The following is a 23,551-nucleotide window of genomic DNA, read 5'->3' on the forward strand; positions in this document are numbered from 1 at the left end:
CTGCAGAGAAAAGGAAAGATAAAATCATGAACGGTTAGTGGTAATAAAAAGAACAAAAAAAATCTTAACTATTAATAACTTTTATGCTATAATTTTTGTCAAATGTCAGCAGGGGGCTTAAAATTGCCGCATTATGCAGGAATTTGTATCCGAAAACTGAAAAAACGACTTGGCGAAATTTCCCTGGCAAACCAGCTGGTCTTTGCCGTTACCATGATGATGTTCTGCGTAATAACGGCGGTCATCGGGTTTACATATAACCGTACCATCCGAATCATCACCCAGCAGCAGGCGGCCTCCAATCTGGAAATCCTGAATTTGAAAAAAAGCAATTTTGAAAATTATTTTAGCCAGCTACAGGATTACTCCATGCTGCTCCGGTACAACGAGCGGCTGTTTAACATTGCCACCTCCGAAAAACCGTTGGAATACACCGAAACCACCTACATCAACGCAGCGCTGCGCGACACCTTTTACTCGCGCAACGATATTGTGTCCTATAAGCTGTATCTGCTGAACAGCAAAACATGCTACAGCATTTCAAAATCCGATTTTAACATTCGAAATTCAAGTTTTGAATCCATAAAGGACATTCCGCTTTTTCAGGTGACAAACACGGCAAAAAATTATCTGTATTACCGCCCGGAAACCGGACACGGCAAACTGATGACCATCTGCAGGGTGTTTATCAACATCATCAACCATCGCCCGCTGGCGTTTGTGGAAATTACAGTGGACGATTCCTTTTTAAAAAAGCTCTCGGGCGACAGCAGCGGCATGGCAAGTGTGCTGGGCGTGCTCGACCAGGACAACCAGTTTTATTTTTCCGGCAACGACGATGTGCTGAACCGGGACAACACCGCGGAAATTACGCCGAATTTAGATACCAGGGAACGGGACGGCAATTTTTCGGTAAAACTGAGCAGCCAGGAGTACCTGACCGTTTACAGCGATTCGGAGGACGGCCGGTGGCGCTTTCTCAGCCTAATTCCGGAGGCTCTGCTGGAGAAAACCGTGGTGGAAACCCGCAATCTGAGCCTTTTGCTCGCGGTGATTGCCTTTCTGGTTTCGGTTGGATTGATTTTTGCCATGATCCGGGGGCAGCTTCGTCCGCTTCAAGTGCTTGCCAAGCAAATGAAAAGCGTGGGCAAGGGCAACTTTAAAACAAGGGTGGACAGCGGCGGCAACGCGGAAGTAAACAATCTTTCCCGCCAGTTCAATCTGATGACGGAGCACATTGACGAACTGATTCAAAAGAATTATATTTCAGAACTGAACGAAAAGACTGCGCGGCTGAAAGCGCTGGAAGCGCAAATCAACCCGCATTTCCTGTATAACACGTTACAGGCCATTTCCACCGAGGCCGTTCTGTCCGGCCAAAACACCATCCGCCAGATGGTGGAGGCACTGGCCTCCATGCTCCGGTATTCCGTGCTGGAAAAGGACATGGTTCCCATTAAAACCGAAATCAAGCATGTGCAGGACTATCTGTTCCTGCAGACCGCACGGTTTGAAGACCGGCTGTTCTACCGCATTGAGGTGGACCCGGAATCGGAAACCAGCATGATACCAAAAATCTCGATTCAGGTGCTGGTCGAAAACTCCATTAAGCACGGTCTGGAAAACAGCATTGGCCAAATCTGCATTGCCGTAAAAGCCGGCATTGCAAACGGTGCGCTGCATATTTCGGTTACCGACAACGGGCGCGGCATGACCCCGGAAAAACTGGAGGAAGTCCGTCAGATGACAAAATTCGACCGTGCTGACACCAGTGAAATCGGCCTGACTAACCTGGCTTCGCGGCTAAACATTCTGTACGGCGGCCAAGCCTCCTTTGCCATTAACAGCGAACTGGGGATTGGCACAACCGTAGAACTGACCATCCCCCTGAAGGAAGGAGCTGAGGGGAATGTACCGTCCCTTGATCATTGACGATGAAAAACCGGTTCATCGCGTGATTAACGCGCTGGGCCATTGGTTTTCGCTCGACCTGGAGGAGCCCAAGTCCGCGTATGACGGGCTGGCGGGGCTTGCGGCCATGCGGGAACTCCGTCCCGACATCGTATTTCTGGATATGAAAATGCCGCTCATGAACGGCATAGAGTTCTTGAAAACCGCCTCCCCCGAATTCCCGAAAACAAAGTTTATTGTGGTCAGCGGATACGACGAATTTACCTATACAAAAATCGCCATCCAGTACCATGTACTGGACTATCTGTTAAAGCCCATTGTGGAAGAGGAGCTGAATGCAGCGCTGAAAAAGGCGCGCGATCTTCTGGACGAGGAAAACCATATTATACGAACCGATAAAACGGCGCCCCCCACGGTGAGCACGGAATTTCTCGCCGATGCGGTGAAGGAATACCTGGACAAAAACTATGCCCGCGACATCCATCTTTCTGAACTGGCTGAATTGTTCCACTTTTCCAAAGAGTATATTTCCAAGCTGTTCAAGGAAAAGTACGGCATTGGCATTTATGAATATGTTCTGAAATACCGCATGGCCCGCGCAAAGGAACTTTTACTGAAAGAAAACCTGCAGATCCAGACGATTTCGGAACGGCTGGGCTATAAGGACAGCAACTACTTCAGCAAGGCATTCCGTACCTATTACGGTCTGTCTCCGTCTGAAATGAAGGAAAAAATGCAGCAAAAAGAATAGCACTTCGTATATTCTAACAGATTCTATACACATCGTACAGACTAATAAAGGAGTGGTTTTATTTGAAATTTACCGACGGCTACTGGCTGAATAAAAAAGGTGTGGAATTCTGCCGCGCCATGCAGATTTGTGATGTTCAAGTGGAAGATACCGCTGTGACGGTTTATGCTTCGCCTGTAATTGTAAAAGACCGCGGGCAGACCCTGAACCATGCCCTGCTGACCATCCGCTTTTCCGCGCCGCTGGCGGACGTGCTCCGTGTGGAAGCCTGGCATTTTGCGGGCACCGCCCGGAAAGAACCGCGCTTTACCGTGCGCGACGACCACTGCGCACTTTCCGTTACCGAAAACGACACGGAAATCCGCATCACGAACGGTAAGCTTTGCGCGGTGCTGACCCGCGAGCCTTTCCGGGCCCGCTATTTTTACGACGGAAAGCTGTTAACCTCTACCGCCGACCGGCCGCTTGCATTTGTAACCACCCCATGGGGGGAATTTATGCGGGAACAGCTGAATCTGGATATTGGAGAAAAGCTTTACGGCCTGGGCGAACGGTTCACACCGTTTGTGAAAAACGGTCAATCGGTCGATATTTGGAACGAAGACGGGGGAACCTCATCCGACCTTGCGTATAAGAACGTTCCGTTTTATCTTTCCAACAGGGGATACGGCGTGTTTGTCAATAACACCGGCCGCGTTTCCTACGAAATCGCTTCAGAAACCGTGTCCTGTGTGCAGTTCAGTGTGCCGGGGCAGCGACTGCAGTACATGGTAGTCGGCGGGAAAAATTTGAAAGGTGTATTGCAGAATTACACCTCCCTGACCGGAAAACCCGCTTTGCCGCCGGCATGGTCGTTCGGCCTTTGGCTGACTACCTCTTTCACTACGAATTACGACGAGAAAACGATCAATTCCTTCGTGGACGGCATGGCCCAGCGGAATATCCCGCTTCGTGTGTTCCATTTCGACTGCTTCTGGATGCGGGAATACGAATGGTGCAACTTCAAATGGGATGAAGATGTTTTTCCGGATGTTCCGGGCATGCTGAAACGGCTGAAAGAAAAGGGGCTGAGCATCTGCGTATGGATCAACCCGTATATTGCGCAGAAATCGGCGCTGTTCCAGGAAGGCATGGCGCACGGTTACTTTTTGAAACGCCCCAACGGCGATGTGTGGCAGTGGGACCTTTGGCAGCCCGGCATGGCGATTGTCGATTTCACGAACCCCGCCGCCCGCGAATGGTACACCCAAAAACTTCAGGCTTTAATCGATATGGGCGTGGACTGCTTCAAAACGGACTTTGGCGAACGGATTCCAACCGACGTGGTTTACTACGACGGTTCCGACCCGGTAGGAATGCATAACTACTACACACAGCTCTACAACCAAACGGTATTTGAACTCTTAAAGAAGAATTTTGGCGAACACAATGCAGTGGTCTTTGCCAGAAGTGCAACCGCTGGGGGGCAGCAGTTCCCGGTTCACTGGGGCGGCGACTGCGAGGCAAAATACAGCTCTATGGCGGAAAGCCTGCGCGGCGGGTTATCGCTCACCTTATCCGGGTTTGGGTTCTGGAGCCACGACATCAGCGGCTTTGAAAAGACCGCCACGCCGGACCTATACAAGCGCTGGGCCGCGTTTGGGCTGCTTTCCACACACAGCCGGCTGCACGGCAGCACCAGCTACCGCGTGCCGTGGCTGTTTGATGAAGAGGCCGTTGACGTTCTGCGCTTCTTTACCAACCTGAAATGCCGCCTGATGCCGTATCTTTACAGCACGGCATGCGTTACCGCGGAAACCGGTGTGCCTTCCATGCGCGCCATGGTTCTGGAATTCCCCGAAGACCCCGCCTGTGATTCGCTCGACCGGCAGTACATGCTTGGCGATTCTCTGTTGGTGGCCCCGGTATTCCGGGAGGACGGCATGGTGGAATATTACCTGCCGAAAGGGAAGTGGACCCATTTCTTAAGCAATGAGGTGGTAGAAGGCGGCTGTTGGCGGAGGGATCGGTACGATTACTTCAGCCTGCCGCTGTTTGCACGGCCCAACTCCATCATTGCCGTTGGCAGCAATCAACAGGTGCCGGACTACGATTATTCTAAAGAGCTGACCCTGCATGTGTTTGCGCTTTCCGAAACAGAACCTGCCCATGCTCGAATTGTAAACCAGGACGGCAAGCTCATGCTGGCGGTAACCGCGCAGCGAAAAGAAAATCAGGTTGCTCTGCATTTTGACGGAAAAGCAAGCGGCCTGCGCGTAGTCCTGCATAATGTTCGTGGTTTTGAAAACGTGTGCGGCGCGACCGCAGCCATTGTGGATGCCGGAACGGAGCTAGCTGTAAACGACAAACTGGCGGAGGTAAGCCTTACCATTCTGTAACATAAAGCCGGTGACCAAGTCCTTTCGTTTTGGTCACCGGTTTTCCCTTTTGCGGGGAGGCACGCGGCTCACCTGATTGTGCAAAAATTTATTGTGCCAATATATAGTTCCGGAACAGGAAAAGTTTTGATTTAAAAGCAATCCGGTAGTCGTGCCTGAATGGATTTTTCGTCTGTTTGTATGTACTTCTTCCTTTGCAAACCGCCCGGAAACGTGGCCTTCTTTTAAGCCCCTTTCCTAAAAATACTTGACAATTTTAAGCACATTCCCTATAATGATATAGTTGCTCGATGACGCGAGCACAGTGAATCCGCAAGTTATAGTTAAGCCTTTTCACCGCACGGCGCCGGGAATTTCGCCGTGCATATCGTCAGCCACGAGGTGTAGCGCAGTTGGTAGCGCGCTTGGTTTGGGACCAAGATGCCGCAGGTTCGAATCCTGTCACCTCGACCAAAATGAGTCCGGTTGGAAAACCGGGCTTATTTTTTTGCTTTTTTGTTCTTAAATCGAGAGAATTAAACTTGTTCAAACATTCATATTTTTCTTACCCAAAAGGCTATATGTAGTACCTGCACATAGCCTTTTTATCGAACGACCGCATTGGGGATTCTTTTATGATTCTGCTTTTTATGGTATACTCTGCCCGAGTGATTGATCCTTACTGCAATGGAGGTTAACCGTTATGATACGAAACGCGACAGAAAAAGATGCCTCACGCATAGCAGAAATTCTGATTTTTTCAAAGCGAGTAGCGTACCGAAGTATTTTTCAAAATGATAAAGTATCCTTTGGAGAAATGCAGGTACTCCCATTGGCGATGGAATATATTAAGAATCCAGAATTGCTCGAGCATATCTTTGTGTATGATGATGAAAAACATCACTTTCGGGCTACGACTGAGAAAGCCCTGGAAAAAGGCACAGAAGAATACATCATCCAATATAGAAATTCATTATAAACGTTCATTACGAATATCATTTAACCTGCTTCTGCATAGAGCAAATGACACAGCAGGCTAATCCGCACGCAAAATATTCTTTTCCCATCGCAGGGGATTGTTTTGCTTTTCTTTGCACACATTTTGACTTCGAAGGGGAGAAATTGGGACTTTCCTTTGCTCCAGTGAATTTTAGGTTTTGAAGCGATTAATTTAAAACATTAAATAGGGTATAATCACTTTAAAGAATATCCCGTAAGCGTTCACGTAAGCCAACGCACTGTCTAACCTTACCGAGTTGGACAGTGCGCTTTTTTGTCTCTCCATCCGTTAGGAATAAATTTTAAGGAGAGATGAAACCAATGAAAGAAAAAATGGAGCCCGCAGCTGACACATAGGAAAGATACCAAACTTATATTGAAAGGCTATACCGTGCAAAGGGTTCTTTGAGAAGAATGGACTTTATCAATCAAACCGGCTGGACCGATTTTGTGCCGGTGGTAGATGATGATGCCGCGCGCTTCCTGCAATTAATCTTACAGATCAAAAGACCCAAAAATATTCTTGAAATCGGAACGAGCATCGGATTTTCTGCTGTTACCATGGCACTCACTGCAAGGCAGTACGGTGGAAATATTACGACGATTGAATTTGACAAGACCGCGGCAGAGCATGCAGACATGAATTTTAAGCGCTCTGGCGTGGATGACATCATCCCAATCGAACTTGGCGATGCGCGTCAGATTGTTCCCGGTTTTTCAGGCAACTCTTTTGATCTTATTTTTCAGGATGTGAGCAAACGATTATATCCCGTTTTGCTGAAAGACTGCATCCGCATTTTAAAAGCAGGTGGTGTTTTCATGACCGACGATGCGCTGTTCCCGGTTATGGAGCTTGACCCAAAATACCATGACCAGGTGGAACCAATATGTGAATTTAACCGTTTAGTTGCTGCTTCAAAGGATTTGGAGAGCACCTTGCTGCCAATTGGGGACGGCATAATGGTGGCTGTGAAAAAGCAGCAATGATTCAACATGAGTTGGAAGATTGTGAATTCGATTCTTTCGGCCGCGCGCGGTAAACCCGCCCGCGGCTAACTTTTTTGCCTGAACGAAACAGGGTTAGGAATCGCTTGTTAACATAAAATTTAGATCCCCTTCATGGAATCAACACATTAGGCCGGTATACTAATACCATCGAATCAAGAAATTGATCGGAACACGAAATTTTCCCCCTACAGCCGAAGGTCACGCGGTTTTCCCAGCAGCCGGCCATGATGGATTACAAGCCCCTCGCAAGGTTTTTCATACAATCTTTTTCATAATTTCCTCTCCAAAAGAAACCGCTCTTCTGAGCGGCTTCTTTTTACGAAAATTTTCGGAAATTTTCTAAATAGCATACCATAAAATTGTTTTTCCATAGTATAATTCGGACTAGATGAAGATAATAAGTTCCTCATGTTGAGGGTTCTTGCCTTTTTAAAAAAGCCGTCCATTCTGGACGGCTTTTTTATTTCCCAGTATATTTATTAACATTTTAACATTGGTAACATGGAATTGAATTTCATAGAATTTGAATTTCCCGGGTAGACAGGATTTTGCTTGGTCTGGAAAGACTTCTATTGCATGGTGGAAAAGTGTTCCGGCATCTGGCTTTTTTGCCGGAATGTGCTATACTGGAAACAATCTGGGTGCCAATTTTAACTTTTATGATATGGAGCGGATTCATTTGGAATTATGGGATATTTATGATAAGGATAGAAGCAAAACCAACCGACTGGCGGAGCGGGGGAAGCCACTGGCAAAAGGCGACTTCCATCTCGTTGTGCATATCTGCATCTTTTCCCCGGACGGTCGGATGCTGATTCAGCAGCGGCAGCCGTTCAAGCAGGGCTGGCCAAACCTTTGGGATGTTACCGTTGGCGGCAGCGCCATTGCCGGAGAAAACAGCGCGGCCGCGGCGGGGCGCGAGCTGTTCGAGGAAATCGGCTGCCAGGTAGACTTTTCCGACGAGCGTCCGTTTTTAACCCTCCACTTTGAGCGTGGCTTTGATGACTGGTATCTGCTGGAAAAAGACGTCACTCTAAGTGAATTGACCCTACAGCAGGAAGAAGTGCAGAATGTACGTTGGGCCGGTATGGAGGAAATTCTGCAAATGATTGAGGAAGGCAGTTTCATTCCGTATTATCAAAGTTTCATTCGGCTGCTTTTTGAAATGAGAAAGTACCGCGGGGGAATCCAGCCTTCTTGATTTTTAAGGTGGTGTAAACGGCGTGATTATCAGCGCAAGCAGACGGACGGATCTTCCCGCCTGCTATTCCGACTGGTTCCTGAACCGCGTTCGGGAGCGGTATGTTCTGGTACGCAACCCCATGAATCCGCATTCGGTCAGCCGGGTGGACCTTTCGCCGGATGCGGTGGACTGTATTGTGTTCTGGACGAAGAACCCAACGCCAATGCTCGACAAACTCGATGCACTGAAAGACTATCCGTTTTATTTTCAGTTCACGCTGACCCCGTATGAAAACGATGTGGAAACAAACCTTCCCCCAAAATTCCGGCTGGTGGAAGCGTTTCACCGGCTGGCGGAGCGAATTGGGCCGGAACGGGTAATTTGGCGGTACGACCCGATTTTTCTGAATGGACGCTATTCGTTCACGTTTCATGAAGAATTCTTTGCGCGGCTGGCCGAACAGCTGAAGGGATGCACCGAAAAGTGCACCATCAGTTTTCTGGATGTCTACCCCAAAATTAAAAGGCAGCTAGCGCAGCTGGAAACCGGTGAAGTTCCCACTCAGCAGCAAAGGGCCCTGGCAAAACGGCTTGCGGAAATCGCGACGCAATACGGCCTAAAAATCGACGTCTGCTCGGAGGAGGGAGACTTCAGCGAGTTCGGGATCTCCCGTGCGCACTGCATTGACCCCGCCCTGATTTCCAGACTCCTTGGTTTTCCGGTCAAAGCCGGAAAGGATAAAAATCAACGCCCGGAATGCGGCTGCATCGCCAGCGTCGACATCGGTGCGTATGATACCTGCCGAAACGGCTGCCGGTACTGCTACGCGAACCACAGCCTGGAAGCCGTGCGGCGCAACAGTGCGTCTTATAACCCCCTGTCCCCGCTGCTGTGCAGCCGCCTTTGCCCGGAGGACACGGTCCGGAACCGAAAGGCGGAATCCCTCAATCCGAACCAGCTAAGCTTTTTCCGCCCATAAAAAAGTAGACTCCCGGGTATCCTACCAGTGACACCTGGGAGTCTTAACACTATCCACCAATGTGTTAAGTGTTAAGATTAGGATAGCACCTGCACTGGGAAAAGTTTGTCATAATATGGCGGCTGTTTATTCTAATTTCACAATTTTTAGGAAAAATTTCAAAAGAACCTGTTGGCTTTTACGCTGTACAAAAAAGTAATATTTCGCCTAAAATTTCTTGTATAGATAAAAACGGTAGTATTTTGTCGCCATCATATGGTATAATATGGGAAATAAGTAGATTGGAGGAATTCTCATGCCGCGCGGCCGTAAGGCAGTGAACCCAAAAACTACAGAAATGCAGATTTCCGAAATCGACGCTGAAATCGAACATTACAAACAAAAAATTGCAGAGGCGAAAGAGCGAAAAAGGGTTTTGTTGGAACGCAAGGAAAAAGAGGACTTAACCGCGTTATACGAAGCGGTAAAAGCCAGCGGAAAAACACCGGAAGAACTTCTGAAAACCCTGCAACAGCAAACGGCAAAAGCCGTATAAAAGCAGGCGCCCGAAAAGGGCGCCTGTTTTTTTGTAACCATTTATCACAAGCGCAAAATACAGACCACCCGCCCTAGGACAGCACCCCACCTGCTGTTCCGGGGCTTTTTTTATAACCATCACGCTGCAGCCGGCGGACCGCGAAACGCCAACTGCACGCCCCCCTTTTCCACTGCATATTATAAGTAAAATCCCATTGAACCCCAAAAGGCCAATTTTAGGCGTGTGAGGTTTGAAAACCACACTTTTTCGTATAAAGTTTTCTTCTGTTCCTTTAATCTTCAGACGGGGGCACGGCTGTACCAAAGCGGCCGAAGGTTCCGCCTGTCAGTGAAAGGATGGTCATAAACATGGAAAAATACGCAGTCGTTATGGCGGGTGGTTCGGGTTCCAGACTTTGGCCTCTTTCCAGAGAAAGCAAACCAAAGCAGTTTATCCGCATTGAAAATGACCAATGCATGATTTTGAAAACAATCGGCCGCCTTCACGAACTGGTCCCGCTGGATCATATCTATATTGTTACCAATCAGAATCTTTCGGAAATCACACAGGAAACTGTTAAAAATCTTCTTCCTACTTCCAATATCCTGCTGGAGCCGTCAAGAAAAAACACGGCTGCCTGCATTTTATATGCGACCCTGCTGTTGGAACAAAAATTTGGGGACGGCCTGCTCTGTTTTGTCCCCGCGGACGGACTGGTTCGGGATATCCCGGCATACTGCGCCGCGCTCGACCAAGCGTACCGGACCGCACAGCAAACCGGAGAGCTGGTGGTCATTGGAATCAACCCCACTTACCCGGCCACCGGTTACGGTTATATCCACCTGGCCGAAGCGGAAAAAGCCGGCGCATCGTCCTATCCGGTAGACCGTTTTACAGAAAAACCAAATCGGGAAACCGCGGTTCAGTTTCTTGCTTCCAAAGAATACTTTTGGAACAGTGGAATTCTGACCGGCCGCATTTCCGCGATTCTTAACAGTTCAAAACAGTATCTTCCGGACCATTACCACACCATTTACGCCGCACTTCATCCGGAGGATGGACAAAATTCCCCCGGCACTGTGGATGCTGCATATAATAGGCTGCAGGATATCTCTTTTGACTGCGGCGTGCTGGAAAAAACGCATTCCATCCGCGCGGTCGTCGCGCATTTCGATTGGGACGACATTGGCAACCTGGATGCGCTCTCCCAGGTTTTCCGAACCGATGAAAACGGAAACGCTGTGGCCGGAAAATTCTGCGGCATGGATACAAAAAACTCGGTAATTTACAGTGACGGAGCGCTGATTTCTACCATTGGCATTAAAAATATGCTCGTTGCCTCTACCGGGGACGCCGTTCTGGTGTGCCCCAGAGAACGGGTGCAGGAGATTAAAAATTTAGTCGACAGGCTGAAAGCAAACGGATTTGAAGCACTGACGTAAGACGGGATTTAATGCGAATACACTTAGTAAGGAGGAGGACCAATTGGATCATCAATCACTGCTTGAATGCTACAAGACCATGCTGAAAATCCGCATGGTGGAACAGCGCATCGCAGAAGAATACAAATACGATGAAATGAAAACCCCCATTCACCTTTCTATCGGCCAAGAGGCCATCGCCGTTGGTGTCTGCCGGAACCTGAAACCGGACGATTACCTGTTTGTAACGCACCGCAGCCACGCGCAGTACCTGGCAAAAGGCGGGGACCTGAACAAAATGATTGCGGAACTATACCTTCGGAAAACCGGCTGTTCCTCCGGAAGAGGAGGCTCCATGCACCTAATCGACACAACGGTCGGAATGATGGGTTCCTCCGCAATTGTGGGGGGCGACATTCCGTTGGGCACCGGTGCTGCGCTGGCTTCCAAGCTGAAGGGCGACGGCCGCGTCACCGCCGTGTTCTTCGGGGACGGAGCGGTGGACGAGGGTACTTTCCATGAAAGCCTGAATTTTGCCGCCCTGAAAAAGCTTCCGGTTCTTTATATCTGTGAAAATAACTATTACGCAATCAACTCCACTGTTTTTCAGCGGCACGCCAGAGAAGACATTTTCCGCTGGGCGGAAAGCTATGGCATCCCCAGCTTCCAAATCGACGGAAACGACGTCTTAAAAGTCTCCGAGGCTGCAGAAAAGGCCGTGGAGCGGTGCCGCCGCGGCGAAGGCCCGGTTTTCCTGGAATGCCTCACATACCGCTGGAAAGGGCATATCGGGACCGTGGACGATGTAGGAAACGGCTACCGCCCGAAGGAGGAATACGACTATTGGCTGTCCAAATGCCCCATTCACTGGTTCGGCGAATACCTGCGCTCCATTGGGGTTCTGACCGATGAATTAGACCAGGGGATTCGGGATGAAATCGCAAAGCAGATTGAGGAAGCCTTCGCGTTCGCGAAAAATTCCCCCAAACCTTCGCCCGAAGAACTGATGGATCATGTTTACGCCGGCTGATTTCACAGCCGGAAGCCATTGAACGAACAAAGGAGGCTTACTATGCCCTGGACAACAGTTCAAGTTGAAAAACTGGGAGAATTCTTCATCCGGGGAAATTCCGACTCCGGCCGAATTCTCTCTTATAAAGATGCCCTTCACGAGGCTGCCGATCAGGCGCTTGCCCGTGACCCCAGAGTTTTTCTGCTTGGGGAAGGAATCGACGACCCAGCCGGGGTTTTCGGCACGACCAAGGGGCTGCAGGAAAAGTACGGCAAAGACCGGGTGTTTGACACCCCCATCTGCGAAAATTCCCTGACGGGCTTTGCCGCGGGGGCCGCCATGGCGGGGCTGCGCCCCATTTTGATTCACAGCCGCATGGACTTTTTGATTCTCTCGCTCGACCAACTGGCCAACCATGCCTGCAAATGGAATTATATGTTTGCCGGCAAGGTGCCCATTCCCCTGGTGATACGCACCGTCAGCGCGCGCGGGTGGGGTTCCGGCGCACAGCATTCCCAGTGCGTGCAGGGGATGCTGATGAGCGTACCCGGGCTGAAAATCGCCGCGCCTGCCACCCCGTATGACGCAAAAGGGCTGCTGATCGGCAGCATCATGGATGACAATCCTGTTTTGTTTGTGGAACACCGCTGGCTTTACAAAACCACGGGCGATGTTCCGGAACCCCTCTATTCCATTCCGCTCGGCAAAGGCGCTATTCGCAGGCCGGGAACGGACCTGACCATCGTGGCGGTTTCCTACATGGTAGTGGAAGCCATGAAGGCGGCGGAAAAGCTGGCGGCGCAGAATATTTCGGCGGAAGTTGTTGACCTTCGGAGCATTAAACCCATCGATGAGGCTATCATTCTGGGATCCCTTGCGAAAACCGGAGCCCTTCTGGTCACGGATACCGGCAACATCACCGGCGGAGTCGCTTCCGAAGTGGCCGCCATGGTAAGCGAAAAGGGATTTTCCCTGTTAAAGCATCCCATTGCGCGCGTTTGCTGTCCCGACTGCCCCACACCGGCCAGCGATATACTGGAAAAGGCGTACTATCCCGATTCCGACACCATCTGTGCCCGGGCGCTGGAAATGCTGAAACAGTAAAGGGGGACTTTGGGTGGACAAAATCATTGAGCAGGACTGCCTGGAATATCTTGAAAAAATCGACCTGTCCCCCTTAAAGGGGAAAACCGTTTTGATTACCGGTGCCAACGGGCTGATTGGCACCTACCTTATTACCCTGCTGCATTTGGCAAACGTACACCGGAATCTTGGGGTGGAACTCATCGCAGTCAGCAGAAGCTCCCCTTGTGAAAAACTGCGTGACATCTTCGAAGACCGGTATCACTTTCTTTCCGTGAACCTTGCCGAGGAGGACCTTCCCGCGCTGCCCTGCAAAACGGATTATATCATTCACGGAGCCACCTATGCGCAGCCCGGCAAGTTTTTGGAGCGCCACGGGGAAACCATTCACCTGAATACGGTGGTTACGGAAAGCCTGCTGAAGCTTGCCCTGCGCGACCACGCAACGCTTTTGTTCCTCAGTTCCTCCGAAATCTACGGCAACCCCGACCCCGCCCACATTCCCACCGCAGAAGACTTCCCCGGGCTCTGCCCGACGGATAACGTGCGGGCAGTCTATGCGGAATCGAAGCGGATGGGGGAAACGCTGTGCTACTGCTACCGGGAATTTGAAGGAGTGGACGCAAAAGCCGCACGAATTTCCATGACGTACGGACCGGGGGTCAGCATCCACGACAAGCGCGTGATGGGGCAGTTTATGAAACAGGCCCTGACCAACCGGAAAATTGAAATGCTGGACGATGGCAGAAAAGAGCGGACCTTCTGCTATATTGCCGACTGCATGCTCATGCTGCTCAACATCCTGCTGTACGGTAAGGAATTTGTCTACAACGTCGGCGGGCGCGATCGAATCAGCATCCGGAAACTGGCACAGGAAATCTGCTCTTTAACCGGCAGCACGCTTACGGTAAAGCCGTCCCAAGAGCGTACCGCCCAAAACATTGAGGTTTCCCCGGACCGGGTTCAACTGGACATTGGGAAAGTCTGCACCGAGTTCCATTTGGAAACGCTTAAGCCCTTCCGCGAGGGCCTTGCACGCACGATTGCGTGGAACCGGCAGCTTTTGAATTAAAAAACGGGAATCCCTGCCTAAAGGCGGAGATTCCCGTTTTCTGGTTTCTTCCTTTCCGGCCTTGTTCGGGAGCGCCGCGTGAAAACGCCGCCACACACAAAACACCCCGGCTCACATAATATACTATGATATTTTAATTTTACCGGGGTGATAACAGGCATGTCCAACGACAAATTTTTGCTCATCAAGGCCTGGAGTTACATTTTATGGTCGGATGTGGAACATGTTTTAAGCCAACTTCTGCTCGCGGAAATTACAGGCCGGATTCCGGTAGTTTACTGGCCGACCCACTGTCTGCACAACGGGTTCGAGCATACCAATGGATTTGAACTGTATTTTGAACCCGTTTCCAACTATACAATATTCGATGTGGCCAAACCCGAGTATACCTTTTACCCGCCCGTTTGGGACCAGGACAATTTACTGATGGATGACCCGAACCGGGAAACCTGGGTGTATCGGAATCTAGGCGAAATGCTGAGCTGCAAGGAAAACGTTCTGGTCGGCGACGTTTATTTCGATATGTATAACCTGATTCCGTTTATCAAAAAAGATAACCCCGCCTACGGCATGACGGTCAGCCAGATTTACAACTACCTGTTCAAAAAATACATCCACCTAAAGCAGGATGTGGAAGTGGAAATTCAGGGATTTTATAACTCCTGGCTGCGGGACAACGGACCTTTGCTTGCGGTGCATGTATGCAGCCCGGAAAAGAACAGGGTCTTTCAAATTAAAAGCCGAAGAAAACAGCGCTATCAATACCACTCTAAAAGCTACAAAAACTCCAAAAAGGATGCGAAGCAGGAAAAAGTCAAGGTACCGCGCTTCGGCCGCAAACGCAAAATTATGCAGCCAAACAAGCCGTATCACGATGCCATCAAAAAATATATTGATAAGTACGATGTAAAAACCATTTTCCTGGCGACCAACAGCGAAGAAATTTTGAAAGAGTACCGAGAAAAATACGGCTCCATGGTGGTCTCCACAGAGTGCAGCCGGCTTTCCGGGGAAAAGGAAAACGAGTACCTCGACAGCTATATTGTCAAGCGGCGCAGGGGCATCGAAATTTTGAAAGATACCTTCCTTGCCGCAAAGTGTGACTTCTTCGTCGGCAACGACTTTTCCAGCCTGTCCCATGCGGTTACTTTTGTCCGCGACTGGCCCGATGAAAATGTGAAGCTTCTCTATTGGGAATACCGCCATAGAAAATACCCGATCAACGCGGAGGTCATCGCCCCGCGCGACCGGAGAGGAATTTTCGGGAAGATTGAAAACTGGCTGGAAAAACGCTCGGATTCGTCATCCTGAGCCATACCTGTGAGGGAAACGTATGAAAAGCAAGCTTTTAAAACCGGAATGGTCTTTCCCCTTAAGGGAACTGCGCCGGCCGATCCCGGCCGAAGCCTCCGGTCTGCAACGAAAGGATGATCTTGACCATGACTAAAGATCGGTTTTTACTGATAAAGTCCTGGGGCTGCGGGTTTTGGTCGGATGTGGATCACGTGATGGGCCAGCTGCTCGCGGCGGAAATCACAAACCGGATTCCGGTCATCTACTGGGGCCCCAACAGCCTGTACGCGGAGTCGTTCCAATCCAACGCATTTGACCTCTATTTTGAGCCGGTTTCCAATTTTACCATTCAGGACATCGCCTGGCCGCACTACACCTTTTATCCTCCTATTTGGAACGCGAAAAACGTGATGATTGAGGACCTGGATAAAATCGCGTGGGAACACCGGAACCTTGGGGAAATGATGACCAGCGACGCAAGCGTCGTGGTAAGCGACGTACACTATTTCGTCCGCCCCATGATTCCCTTTATTCCAAAGGACCACTGGGCCTACGGGATGACTCCGCACCAAATTTACCGGGGACTCTTTGATAAATACCTGAAGCTGAAACCAGATATTCAGGCGGAAATCGAGGACTTTTACGAGAAAAACCTCAAGGGCTCGGAACCGCTGCTCGGCGTGCACATCCGGGGCGGCGACAAGGTGCGCGAGGTGGAAAAACTGTCGAACCTGAACAAACGGTACTACACGCAGATTGACCGTTTTATCCGCCGGTACGGGATTCAAAAGATTCTTCTTCTGACCGACACCGAGGATATTCTAAAAAACTTTGTCCAGCGTTACGGCTCCATGGTAGTTTACACCGACTGCCGCAGGGGCGAACTGAATGCCACCGCAAACGCCGCTCACCTGCAAAATTACAGCGACAAGCGGCGCAAGGGGATTGAAATTATTAAGGATACCTATTTGGGGGCAAAGTGCGACTTCTTCATTGGCAACGGTTACTCCAATGTATCGTACACCGTGAAGCGCCTGAAAGACTGGCCGGAGGACCATATTACACTGTTCTTCCGCGACTTGAACCATGAAAAAAGGCTGGCGAAAAAACGGACGCGGAAAGAAGGGCGCCGGCGCGTAAAGCTGATGCGCAAGCATAAAAAAGAGTATCCGGAATTTTATGGAGGTGTGAACACCTATGCCGAATAATCGATTTCTGCTGATTAAGGCGCTGGGGCACAGCATCTGGTCGGATGTGGACCACGCAATCTGCCAGATTTATGCCGCGGAGCTGACCGGAAGAACCCCGGTTGTCTACTGGGGCATGGAAAGCATGTACAGCGCTTCACTGAATACCAATTCCTTTGAACTCTTCTTCGAGCCGGTGTCGGAATATACCGTCGACGATGTGGTTCGCACGGAGTTCACCTATTACCCATCGGTCTGGCGGTACTCCAATGTGCTGGCGGACGACACCGACAAACTGAAAATGCAGGACCGTGATTTGAAAAGCATGATGACCAGCGACGCAAACGTACTGGTCAGCGACGTTTATTATCCCCTGCGGTCCATCATCCCCTTCGCGAAAAGTGACCACTGGTCTTACGGCATGACGCCCTGCCAGATTTACCGCAGGCTGTACCAGAAATACCTGAAACTCAAACCCGAAATCAAGCGCGAAATTCAAAAGTTCCACAACATCAACCCGAATTTCCGGGATGAACGGCCGATTCTGGGCGTTCATGTGCGCGGAAAGGCACTGGTAACCGAAGTGGCGCAGCTTTACGACTTGAACGAGCTTTATAAGCCGTACATCTGGGAGTATATCGTCCGATATAACGTGCGTCATATCTTCGTGATTACCGATTCCAACAAAATGTTCCGCCAGTATAAAAAGCTGTACGGACACGGCGATATGATGATTTACCCCGACAGCAAAAAAACTCCTTTCCAACCAAGGATTCCAACCTGCCTGCTGGATTACCCCAACAAAAGGCACAAGGGTGTGGAACTGCAGAGAGACACCATTGAAATTATTAAGGACACGTACCTGGCTTCTCAGTGTGATTTCTTCATTGGAAACGGCTATTCCAATCTTTCCAACGCGGTCATGCGGCTGAAGGACTGGCCGGAAACAAACATCAGGCTCCTGTATTAAGCGGCCCAGCCTGCTTTGCGAGGTGACGCTATATGGCTGAAAACCAAACACGGTATATCCAGACGATTACCACGTATTATCCCCAGATTAACCTGACCAACCTTCGGTTTAACCAAACGGATGGCAAACACTGTGATATTGTCACGGTCAACGACGAAGTCCTGTTCAAATTTTCGCGCTACGACTGGACGGCCGCCTTTTTGACCAACCAGATTCGGGTCACCGACTTTATCCGTGGCTATGTCAACATGCCGCTGCCCCGGATGGAACCCCTGGGAACGGGAGCGGCAAAATGCGAATTTGTGAAAGGAGAACCGCTGTACCGCGAGGATATTCTGCTAATGAGCGAAAGCGATCAGAACCACATTGCCCGGCAGATCGGCGTTTTCCTGCGGCAGCTTCACACCATTCCGCCGAAACTACTGAAGGAAAACCGCATTTTGGAAATTCCGTATGACCTGTCCAGGGAAACCGTTCTGTCGGAATTGGAACAGATTAAGCGGAAGGTGTACCCGTACTGCGACAGTTACGAGCAAAAACGCATTGCGCGGGTCTTCCGACCCGTGGTGGAAAACGAGGACTTTCTAATTCATTCGCCGTGCCTGATTCACGCCGACCTTTCGCCCCGCTGCTTTCTGCACGATGTTAAGACCAAAAAAATGAAAGGTGTGGTCGGCTTCGGCTGCGCAGGCATCGGCGACCCCGCCTACGACTTTGGCGTTGCGATCCAGACCTTTGGGGAAACCTTCGTCAAGCGCATTGGAAAGTATTACGGCAGCTTGACCGGGCTAATGGATCGGGCAAGGTTCTACGCCGGCTACAACGAGCTGCTTCTGAAAAAGAACATTGCGGACCGCATCATAACGCGTGACTTTTCCGGCTTCCGACTGGATTCATTTGCGGCCGACCGGATGCCGGTGGGCTCCCCGGTCTAAAAACCACGCGCGCCCAGGGCCGTTTTTCCTCACACGGCGGTACGGCTTCACATATGATGTACTACATGCACACTGGATTGTGCGCATGCGGGACCAAATTATGACGGGTATGTGAGGTAATATGAAAAAGACACTCATAACAGGAATCACCGGACAGGACGGTTCCTATTTGGCAGAGCTTCTGCTTGATAAAGGGTACGAGGTACACGGATTAATCCGCAGGAGCAGCTCGGAAAACACGCAGAGAATTAATCATCTTCTAACCGACGAAGGCGGCGAGAACCAGCGGTTGTTCCTTCATTACGGGGATCTGAGCGACTCTGGCAGCCTGAGTCGGCTGATTGACAAAGTGGAGCCGGATGAGGTGTATAACCTCGGCGCGCAGAGTCATGTTAAAATTTCCTTTGATATCCCGGAGTTTACGTCGGATGTAAACGGGCTGGGCGCGCTGCGGCTTCTGGACAGCATCCGGGAAGTTAACCCGGCAATCCGGTTTTACCAGGCATCTTCCAGTGAGCTGTTCGGCAAGGTACGGGAGACCCCCCAAACCGAAAAAACACCCTTTTACCCCAGAAGTCCCTACGCGGCCGCAAAGCTTTACGCGTACTGGATTACCGTAAATTACCGCGAAGCGTACGGCCTGTTTGCCTGTAACGGCATTCTGTTCAACCATGAGTCCCCCAGAAGGGGCGGCAACTTTGTCACGCGCAAAATTACGACCGGAATTGCCAACATTCTGGCGGGTAAGCAGGACAAAATCATTTTGGGAAACCTGGACGCTAAGCGCGACTGGGGATTCGCGGGCGATTACGTGGAAGCCATGTGGCTGATTCTGCAGCAGAAAGAGCCGGATGATTATGTGGTAGCCACCGGAGAAACCCACACCGTGCGCGAGTTCTGTGAGCTGGCATTTCAGAATGTGGGAATCCAGCTCCGCTGGGAAGGAACCGGCCTGGACGAAATCGGGGTCGACAGCCAAACCGGTCGGCAGCTGGTAGGCGTAAGCAGCAAATTCTTCCGCCCAAGCGAAGTGGATCTTCTGCTGGGCGATGCCAAAAAGGTCCGGGAGAAACTGGGCTGGAAACCGAAAGTATCGTTTAAAGAACTGGTAAAGATGATGGTGGAACATGATTTGAAAACCGGCACCTAAGGGCATGATTCTTACGAAAGAGGGGTTCGCATTGGAAAAGGGCAGCAGGATTTATGTGGCGGGGCATACAGGAATGGTGGGCTCCGCTCTTGTCAGAGGGCTGCAACAGCAGGGCTACCGGAATATTCTTACCAGGACTCATGCGGAACTGGATTTGACCGACCAGGCCGCAACACGACAATTTTTCGCGGAACAACAGCCGGAATATGTGTTTCTGGCGGCCGCAAAAGTCGGCGGAATTTATGCGAATAGTACCTATCCCGCCGACTTTATCATGGAAAATATGCTGATTCAGTGCAATGTGATTCAAAGTGCGTATGAAAACCACGTAAAAAAGCTGATGCTTCTGGGCAGCTCGTGCATTTACCCGAAGTTGTGCCCCCAGCCGATTAAAGAGGAATACCTCCTGACCGGGGAGCTGGAACCGACCAACCAGGCGTATGCACTGGCAAAAATATCAGGAATAGAAATGTGCCGGTCGTACAACCTGCAATACGGCACGCATTATATTAGCGTAATGCCGGCCAGCCTTTACGGCGTGAACGACCGGTTCGACATTAACAATTCCCACGTAATTCCCTCCATGATTATCAAGCTGCACAAGGCGAAAGAGGAAAAACGTCCGTTTGTGGAACTGTGGGGAACCGGCACCCCGCTAAGGGAATTCCTTTATGTGGACGATATGGCGGAGGCGTGCATCTTCCTGATGAACCACTACGAGGGGAACAATTTCATCAATATTGGTTCCGGGGAGGAAATCAGCATCCGTCACCTAGCGGAAACTGTGAAAAAGGTTGTGGGCTTCCAGGGGGACTTGATTTTCGACTCAACCAAGCCGGACGGAACCCCCCGCAGGGTGCTGGACAACACCAAAATCCTGGCAACCGGGTGGAGGCCCAAGGTCACCATAGAGGACGGCATTCGAAAAGAATACGAGTATTATTGCAACCATATTTTGAAGGCGTAGTTCTTCCTACAATAAAAACCCCGAAGAATCGAATCTTCGGAGTTTTTTTATGGCTGCTATTCATCGGACAGCTGATTCAGCACCTCCAGCTGCGCATTCAGTAAGGCTTCTGTCTTTTTGCGGAAGGTAAACATTTTCGCTTTCAGTTCTTCATAGGCAAGATTGATTTTATTCACCTGCTGATTGGCGTCGCTTACCATTTTTTGTGACGTTTTCTCCGCTTCCTGCAAAATTCCCTGTGCTTTTTCTGTAGCTGCCGCTTTCATTTCGTCGCTGGTTTTCTGTGCGACCACAAAGCAGTGCTGCATCGCTTCCTCCAGCGACTTATAGTGCTTTATGGTATCGTCCAGCGTGGAAAGCTGCTCTTTCATTTGATTGATTTCATAGGCGCTTTTTCGATAGTCCTGAATCACTTTGGCCATTACTTCATCAACCTGATCTTTATTGTATCCGTGCAGAAAAGATCTGCAAAATGTGATACTCTCCAGTTTCTCAGGATCATAATTCATCCTATCCGCCCCCCCTATACTTTACTGAACCGAAAACATTCCTACCTTATGAGTATTCATCAAACGGAAATATATTCGTACTTCCCAAACTTATTGCCAGGGGAATACCAGCTTTGACACATGCAAAAAATTTACGGAACGGGATTGACATTTTTTGTCGGATGTAGTATGATACACAGCGTGCCTGTGATTCGTTCCTCGCATTTGCCTCTGTAGCTCAGTCGGTAGAGCAGGGGACTGAAAATCCCCGTGTCGGTGGTTCGATTCCGCCCGGAGGCACCAATTGATGCGAACGTAGCTCATCTGGTAGAGCGCCACCTTGCCAAGGTGGAGGTAGCGAGTTCGAGCCTCGTCGTTCGCTCCAAAAACAGGGAGCCCCGTAAAATGAATTTTCATTCGTTTTACGGGGCTCTTTTTTCGTAAAACCGGGCAGAAAAGAAAGAGCGTTTCGCGCCGAATCAACCGCTTTTTCTTGTGAGGAAGATGCCCTTCATACCCTCCGTGCGATTGTGGAACCGGTAAATCGCGTCCTTTTCCGCTTCGGTGCAGCCAATTAGAATTTTCAGTTCCGAATCCCGTTTCGCCCGGTCCACTATGCAAATCACCGCGTCCACTTTCTGCGGCTGCGCGGTACCGCGCCATACGTCAATTCCGCCGCCGTCCATGGAAGAGGTATTTTTCAGGTAGCCATAATCCACCTCATAGACCATCTCCGGGTACTTCGGGTGACGGGAGCCCTTTGGCCGGTCAATGACGATTTCGGAATCGCGAACCAATTCATCCAGCATACTCCAGAACGCGAAATCATATTGCGTTCGGTCTTGCTTTTCCTGCCTGTTGTCCATCATTTTGTTCTCCTGAAAATCGGTTGATGTCCGCCGGCAAACTTCGAAGCCGCTCAGCGGATCCCCAGTTTCTCAATATAAAAAAGTGTAACACAGTTTTCGTAAATACAAAACACAATTTTTGCGGGGTATGCTCAACCTGTCCTAATTTTTTATTCTAAATAGAAATAATTCCCGTTTCAAGGTCATATAAATGTAATAATTAACGGAATAATTGAAATTCCGTGAAATTGTCAAACTGAAAAGGGAATGAATAGTATGAAATACCGGCGGAATCGTATTTCTCTGCGCAGGGTAGGGGAGTTTGCTCTGACACTGTTTTCCAACTGGGTGCTGCAGAAATTTGTCTGTTTTATTTTTCCTTTCATCATCACCTATGTAATGGAAAATTCCAACAAAAACAAGCCGTTTAATTTTGCGGTCTTTTATTCGTTCCCACAGATTTTATATTTTTCCGCATATTTTTTGATTTTAGTGGGATTTTCCGCCTGCAACCAGCATATATTAAAGCAACAAAAAGACTCCGGGCTGAACCGCGCGGTAGTGGAAGAGCTTCAGAACAATATTACCAGCCTGACCCGCTACATGGTGACGCTGGAAAAAGGAGAGAAAGAGCAGATTTTTGCTTCCCTTTCCCAGTTTATCTGCAATTCGCTCTATACCATATTTTCCAATGAATACCCCGACCGCAGTTTCCGCATCAGTGTGGTAAAGCAGTTCCTCAGCCAAAACACCCTGATGTATACCATGCCCGGATTTAAGTCGAACGACCTGAGCAGCGGGGATAACCGCCCAAGGCCCGTGGCGGACTGTGAAAAATATTTTCGCACCATTCTTTTGACTTCGGTGGAAAAACTGTATCTGCTGGATGAGAAAGGCATTAAAAAGAAGTTCAGTCCCAGCCGTGAACCGCTGGCCGAATACCTGGCGATTCCCAATAAAGGAGATTTCGACAACATCTGTTTTATTCTTCAAATTGACTGCACCAAAGCGGGCAGTTTTGGAAAAAACAAAGCCGAGACGGAAAATTTCGTACGCCAATACATAGAACCGTTTGTGAAGCTTTTGGAAAACGCCTATGTTCAGGAAAGAATGAATTTCATTAGCAGAGGGGCCGAGCAGCTTGAAACACAAACCATTGACACTCATTGAGGGGAGCAGCGAAATCAATAACGGATTTTACGAAAAAGTCAATCAAATTATCGAAGAAGAACGCAAGAAAAACGCGGCAGTCCAAATGCACCGCTCCGACGGAAGCGATGAAATAAAATGCACTTTCTGACGGAAATGCACTTCCTAACGGTTCTATCCCCCAAAAGTTTTTTTGAATGTACCCACTGATTCCACCGCGTTTTCCCTTCCGAAACGGAGCTTTTTTAGAAAATGACTCCTTCACACTTAC

The 23,551-nt window shown here is 49.7% G+C and carries 22 protein-coding genes and 3 tRNA genes; 23 read left to right on the forward strand and 2 right to left on the reverse strand.

Annotated elements, in window-relative coordinates; genetic code table 11:
• The first annotated feature begins 123 nt into the window (after positions 1–123).
• The 19 genes from ACSVDI_RS00390 (at position 124) to ACSVDI_RS00480 (ending at position 20,795) form a co-directional block, all read left to right on the forward strand.
• Positions 124–1,932 carry a histidine kinase gene (locus ACSVDI_RS00390; protein ID WP_457943893.1) on the forward strand — a complete coding sequence of 603 codons (1,809 nt, stop codon included), beginning with the start codon at positions 124–126 and terminating at the stop codon, positions 1,930–1,932.
• Positions 1,910–2,662 carry a response regulator transcription factor gene (locus ACSVDI_RS00395; protein WP_457943894.1) on the forward strand — a complete coding sequence of 251 codons (753 nt, stop codon included), beginning with the start codon at positions 1,910–1,912 and terminating at the stop codon, positions 2,660–2,662. The genes ACSVDI_RS00390 and ACSVDI_RS00395 overlap by 23 nt, the downstream gene beginning before the upstream one ends.
• 62 nt (positions 2,663–2,724) lie before the next feature.
• On the forward strand, positions 2,725–5,040 hold the full coding sequence (yicI, locus tag ACSVDI_RS00400; RefSeq protein WP_457943896.1) for an alpha-xylosidase: 2,316 nt from the start codon (positions 2,725–2,727) through the stop codon (positions 5,038–5,040).
• Positions 5,041–5,417: 377 nt separating this feature from the next.
• Positions 5,418–5,493: transfer RNA gene (locus ACSVDI_RS00405), tRNA-Pro, on the forward strand.
• A 229-nt stretch (positions 5,494–5,722) separates the two neighbouring features.
• Positions 5,723–5,998 carry a hypothetical protein gene (locus tag ACSVDI_RS00410; protein WP_457943897.1) on the forward strand — a complete coding sequence of 92 codons (276 nt, stop codon included), beginning with the start codon at positions 5,723–5,725 and terminating at the stop codon, positions 5,996–5,998.
• Positions 5,999–6,432: 434 nt separating this feature from the next.
• Entirely contained in the window at positions 6,433–7,005 is a 573-nt protein-coding gene (locus ACSVDI_RS00415; RefSeq protein WP_457943899.1) for an O-methyltransferase, read from the forward strand.
• 700 nt (positions 7,006–7,705) lie between these two features.
• The gene (locus ACSVDI_RS00420) at positions 7,706–8,227 is read left to right on the forward strand and encodes an NUDIX hydrolase (RefSeq protein ID WP_457943900.1); all 522 of its coding nucleotides are present in this window, start codon (positions 7,706–7,708) and stop codon (positions 8,225–8,227) included.
• A gap of 22 nt (positions 8,228–8,249) precedes the next feature.
• Positions 8,250–9,188, forward strand: coding sequence for a DUF1848 domain-containing protein (locus tag ACSVDI_RS00425; protein WP_457943901.1), 939 nt, complete (start codon positions 8,250–8,252; stop codon positions 9,186–9,188).
• A gap of 295 nt (positions 9,189–9,483) precedes the next feature.
• Entirely contained in the window at positions 9,484–9,723 is a 240-nt protein-coding gene (locus tag ACSVDI_RS00430) for a hypothetical protein (RefSeq protein ID WP_457943903.1), read from the forward strand.
• A gap of 350 nt (positions 9,724–10,073) precedes the next feature.
• On the forward strand, positions 10,074–11,147 hold the full coding sequence (locus ACSVDI_RS00435; protein WP_457943905.1) for a mannose-1-phosphate guanylyltransferase: 1,074 nt from the start codon (positions 10,074–10,076) through the stop codon (positions 11,145–11,147).
• A 43-nt stretch (positions 11,148–11,190) separates the two neighbouring features.
• Complete coding sequence (locus ACSVDI_RS00440; protein WP_457943907.1) at positions 11,191–12,156, forward strand: thiamine pyrophosphate-dependent dehydrogenase E1 component subunit alpha; 966 nt, start codon at positions 11,191–11,193, stop codon at positions 12,154–12,156.
• Positions 12,157–12,198: 42 nt separating this feature from the next.
• Complete coding sequence (locus ACSVDI_RS00445) at positions 12,199–13,242, forward strand: alpha-ketoacid dehydrogenase subunit beta (RefSeq protein ID WP_457943909.1); 1,044 nt, start codon at positions 12,199–12,201, stop codon at positions 13,240–13,242.
• A 13-nt stretch (positions 13,243–13,255) separates the two neighbouring features.
• Complete coding sequence (locus tag ACSVDI_RS00450; RefSeq protein WP_457943911.1) at positions 13,256–14,293, forward strand: NAD-dependent epimerase/dehydratase family protein; 1,038 nt, start codon at positions 13,256–13,258, stop codon at positions 14,291–14,293.
• Between the two features lie 159 nt (positions 14,294–14,452).
• On the forward strand, positions 14,453–15,604 hold the full coding sequence (locus tag ACSVDI_RS00455) for an O-fucosyltransferase family protein (protein ID WP_457943913.1): 1,152 nt from the start codon (positions 14,453–14,455) through the stop codon (positions 15,602–15,604).
• A gap of 128 nt (positions 15,605–15,732) precedes the next feature.
• The gene (locus tag ACSVDI_RS00460; protein ID WP_457943915.1) at positions 15,733–16,794 is read left to right on the forward strand and encodes an O-fucosyltransferase family protein; all 1,062 of its coding nucleotides are present in this window, start codon (positions 15,733–15,735) and stop codon (positions 16,792–16,794) included.
• Positions 16,784–17,743 carry an O-fucosyltransferase family protein gene (locus ACSVDI_RS00465; RefSeq protein WP_457943917.1) on the forward strand — a complete coding sequence of 320 codons (960 nt, stop codon included), beginning with the start codon at positions 16,784–16,786 and terminating at the stop codon, positions 17,741–17,743. The genes ACSVDI_RS00460 and ACSVDI_RS00465 overlap by 11 nt, the downstream gene beginning before the upstream one ends.
• A gap of 32 nt (positions 17,744–17,775) precedes the next feature.
• On the forward strand, positions 17,776–18,678 hold the full coding sequence (locus tag ACSVDI_RS00470; RefSeq protein WP_457943919.1) for an aminoglycoside phosphotransferase family protein: 903 nt from the start codon (positions 17,776–17,778) through the stop codon (positions 18,676–18,678).
• 121 nt (positions 18,679–18,799) lie between these two features.
• The gene (gene gmd, locus ACSVDI_RS00475) at positions 18,800–19,828 is read left to right on the forward strand and encodes a GDP-mannose 4,6-dehydratase (RefSeq protein ID WP_457943920.1); all 1,029 of its coding nucleotides are present in this window, start codon (positions 18,800–18,802) and stop codon (positions 19,826–19,828) included.
• A 31-nt stretch (positions 19,829–19,859) separates the two neighbouring features.
• Positions 19,860–20,795 (forward strand): GDP-L-fucose synthase family protein, encoded by a 936-nt coding sequence (locus ACSVDI_RS00480; protein ID WP_457943921.1) that lies wholly within the window; start codon positions 19,860–19,862, stop codon positions 20,793–20,795.
• Positions 20,796–20,851: 56 nt separating this feature from the next.
• On the opposite strand, the gene ACSVDI_RS00485 is transcribed toward ACSVDI_RS00480, so the two are convergent.
• The gene (locus tag ACSVDI_RS00485; RefSeq protein ID WP_457943922.1) at positions 20,852–21,304 is read right to left on the reverse strand and encodes a DivIVA domain-containing protein; all 453 of its coding nucleotides are present in this window, start codon (positions 21,302–21,304) and stop codon (positions 20,852–20,854) included.
• 206 nt (positions 21,305–21,510) lie between these two features.
• Between ACSVDI_RS00485 and ACSVDI_RS00490 the strand changes: the two genes are divergently transcribed.
• Together ACSVDI_RS00490 and ACSVDI_RS00495 are read left to right on the forward strand one after the other, a co-directional pair.
• Positions 21,511–21,586: transfer RNA gene (locus ACSVDI_RS00490), tRNA-Phe, on the forward strand.
• A gap of 6 nt (positions 21,587–21,592) precedes the next feature.
• Positions 21,593–21,668: transfer RNA gene (locus ACSVDI_RS00495), tRNA-Gly, on the forward strand.
• 94 nt (positions 21,669–21,762) lie between these two features.
• Here ACSVDI_RS00495 and ACSVDI_RS00500 read toward each other — a convergent pair.
• A complete protein-coding gene (locus ACSVDI_RS00500; protein ID WP_457943924.1) occupies positions 21,763–22,152 on the reverse strand; it encodes an inorganic pyrophosphatase in 390 nt (129 codons plus the stop codon).
• Between the two features lie 255 nt (positions 22,153–22,407).
• Here ACSVDI_RS00500 and ACSVDI_RS00505 point away from each other — a divergent pair, with 255 nt between their 5' ends.
• A complete protein-coding gene (locus tag ACSVDI_RS00505) occupies positions 22,408–23,301 on the forward strand; it encodes a hypothetical protein (RefSeq protein ID WP_457943926.1) in 894 nt (297 codons plus the stop codon).
• A complete protein-coding gene (locus tag ACSVDI_RS00510) occupies positions 23,273–23,431 on the forward strand; it encodes a hypothetical protein (RefSeq protein WP_457943927.1) in 159 nt (52 codons plus the stop codon). The genes ACSVDI_RS00505 and ACSVDI_RS00510 overlap by 29 nt, the downstream gene beginning before the upstream one ends.
• Positions 23,432–23,551 lie beyond the last annotated feature (120 nt).

This window comes from Caproiciproducens sp. LBM24188, assembly GCF_054130445.1.

Excerpts from the sequence above, each read along its gene's own strand:
- ACSVDI_RS00395 (WP_457943894.1), top strand. The coding sequence starts at position 1,910 with ATGTACCGTCCCTTGATCATTGACGATGAAAAACCGGTTCATCGCGTG.
- ACSVDI_RS00410 (WP_457943897.1), top strand. The coding sequence starts at position 5,723 with ATGATACGAAACGCGACAGAAAAAGATGCCTCACGCATAGCAGAAATT.
- ACSVDI_RS00415 (WP_457943899.1), top strand. The coding sequence starts at position 6,433 with ATGGACTTTATCAATCAAACCGGCTGGACCGATTTTGTGCCGGTGGTA.
- ACSVDI_RS00430 (WP_457943903.1), top strand. The coding sequence starts at position 9,484 with ATGCCGCGCGGCCGTAAGGCAGTGAACCCAAAAACTACAGAAATGCAG.
- ACSVDI_RS00435 (WP_457943905.1), top strand. The coding sequence starts at position 10,074 with ATGGAAAAATACGCAGTCGTTATGGCGGGTGGTTCGGGTTCCAGACTT.
- ACSVDI_RS00445 (WP_457943909.1), top strand. The coding sequence starts at position 12,199 with ATGCCCTGGACAACAGTTCAAGTTGAAAAACTGGGAGAATTCTTCATC.
- ACSVDI_RS00455 (WP_457943913.1), top strand. The coding sequence starts at position 14,453 with ATGTCCAACGACAAATTTTTGCTCATCAAGGCCTGGAGTTACATTTTA.
- ACSVDI_RS00460 (WP_457943915.1), top strand. The coding sequence starts at position 15,733 with ATGACTAAAGATCGGTTTTTACTGATAAAGTCCTGGGGCTGCGGGTTT.
- ACSVDI_RS00465 (WP_457943917.1), top strand. The coding sequence starts at position 16,784 with ATGCCGAATAATCGATTTCTGCTGATTAAGGCGCTGGGGCACAGCATC.
- ACSVDI_RS00470 (WP_457943919.1), top strand. The coding sequence starts at position 17,776 with ATGGCTGAAAACCAAACACGGTATATCCAGACGATTACCACGTATTAT.
- gmd (WP_457943920.1), top strand. The coding sequence starts at position 18,800 with ATGAAAAAGACACTCATAACAGGAATCACCGGACAGGACGGTTCCTAT.
- ACSVDI_RS00485 (WP_457943922.1), bottom strand. The coding sequence starts at position 21,304 with ATGAATTATGATCCTGAGAAACTGGAGAGTATCACATTTTGCAGATCT.
- ACSVDI_RS00500 (WP_457943924.1), bottom strand. The coding sequence starts at position 22,152 with ATGATGGACAACAGGCAGGAAAAGCAAGACCGAACGCAATATGATTTC.
- ACSVDI_RS00505 (WP_457943926.1), top strand. The coding sequence starts at position 22,408 with ATGAAATACCGGCGGAATCGTATTTCTCTGCGCAGGGTAGGGGAGTTT.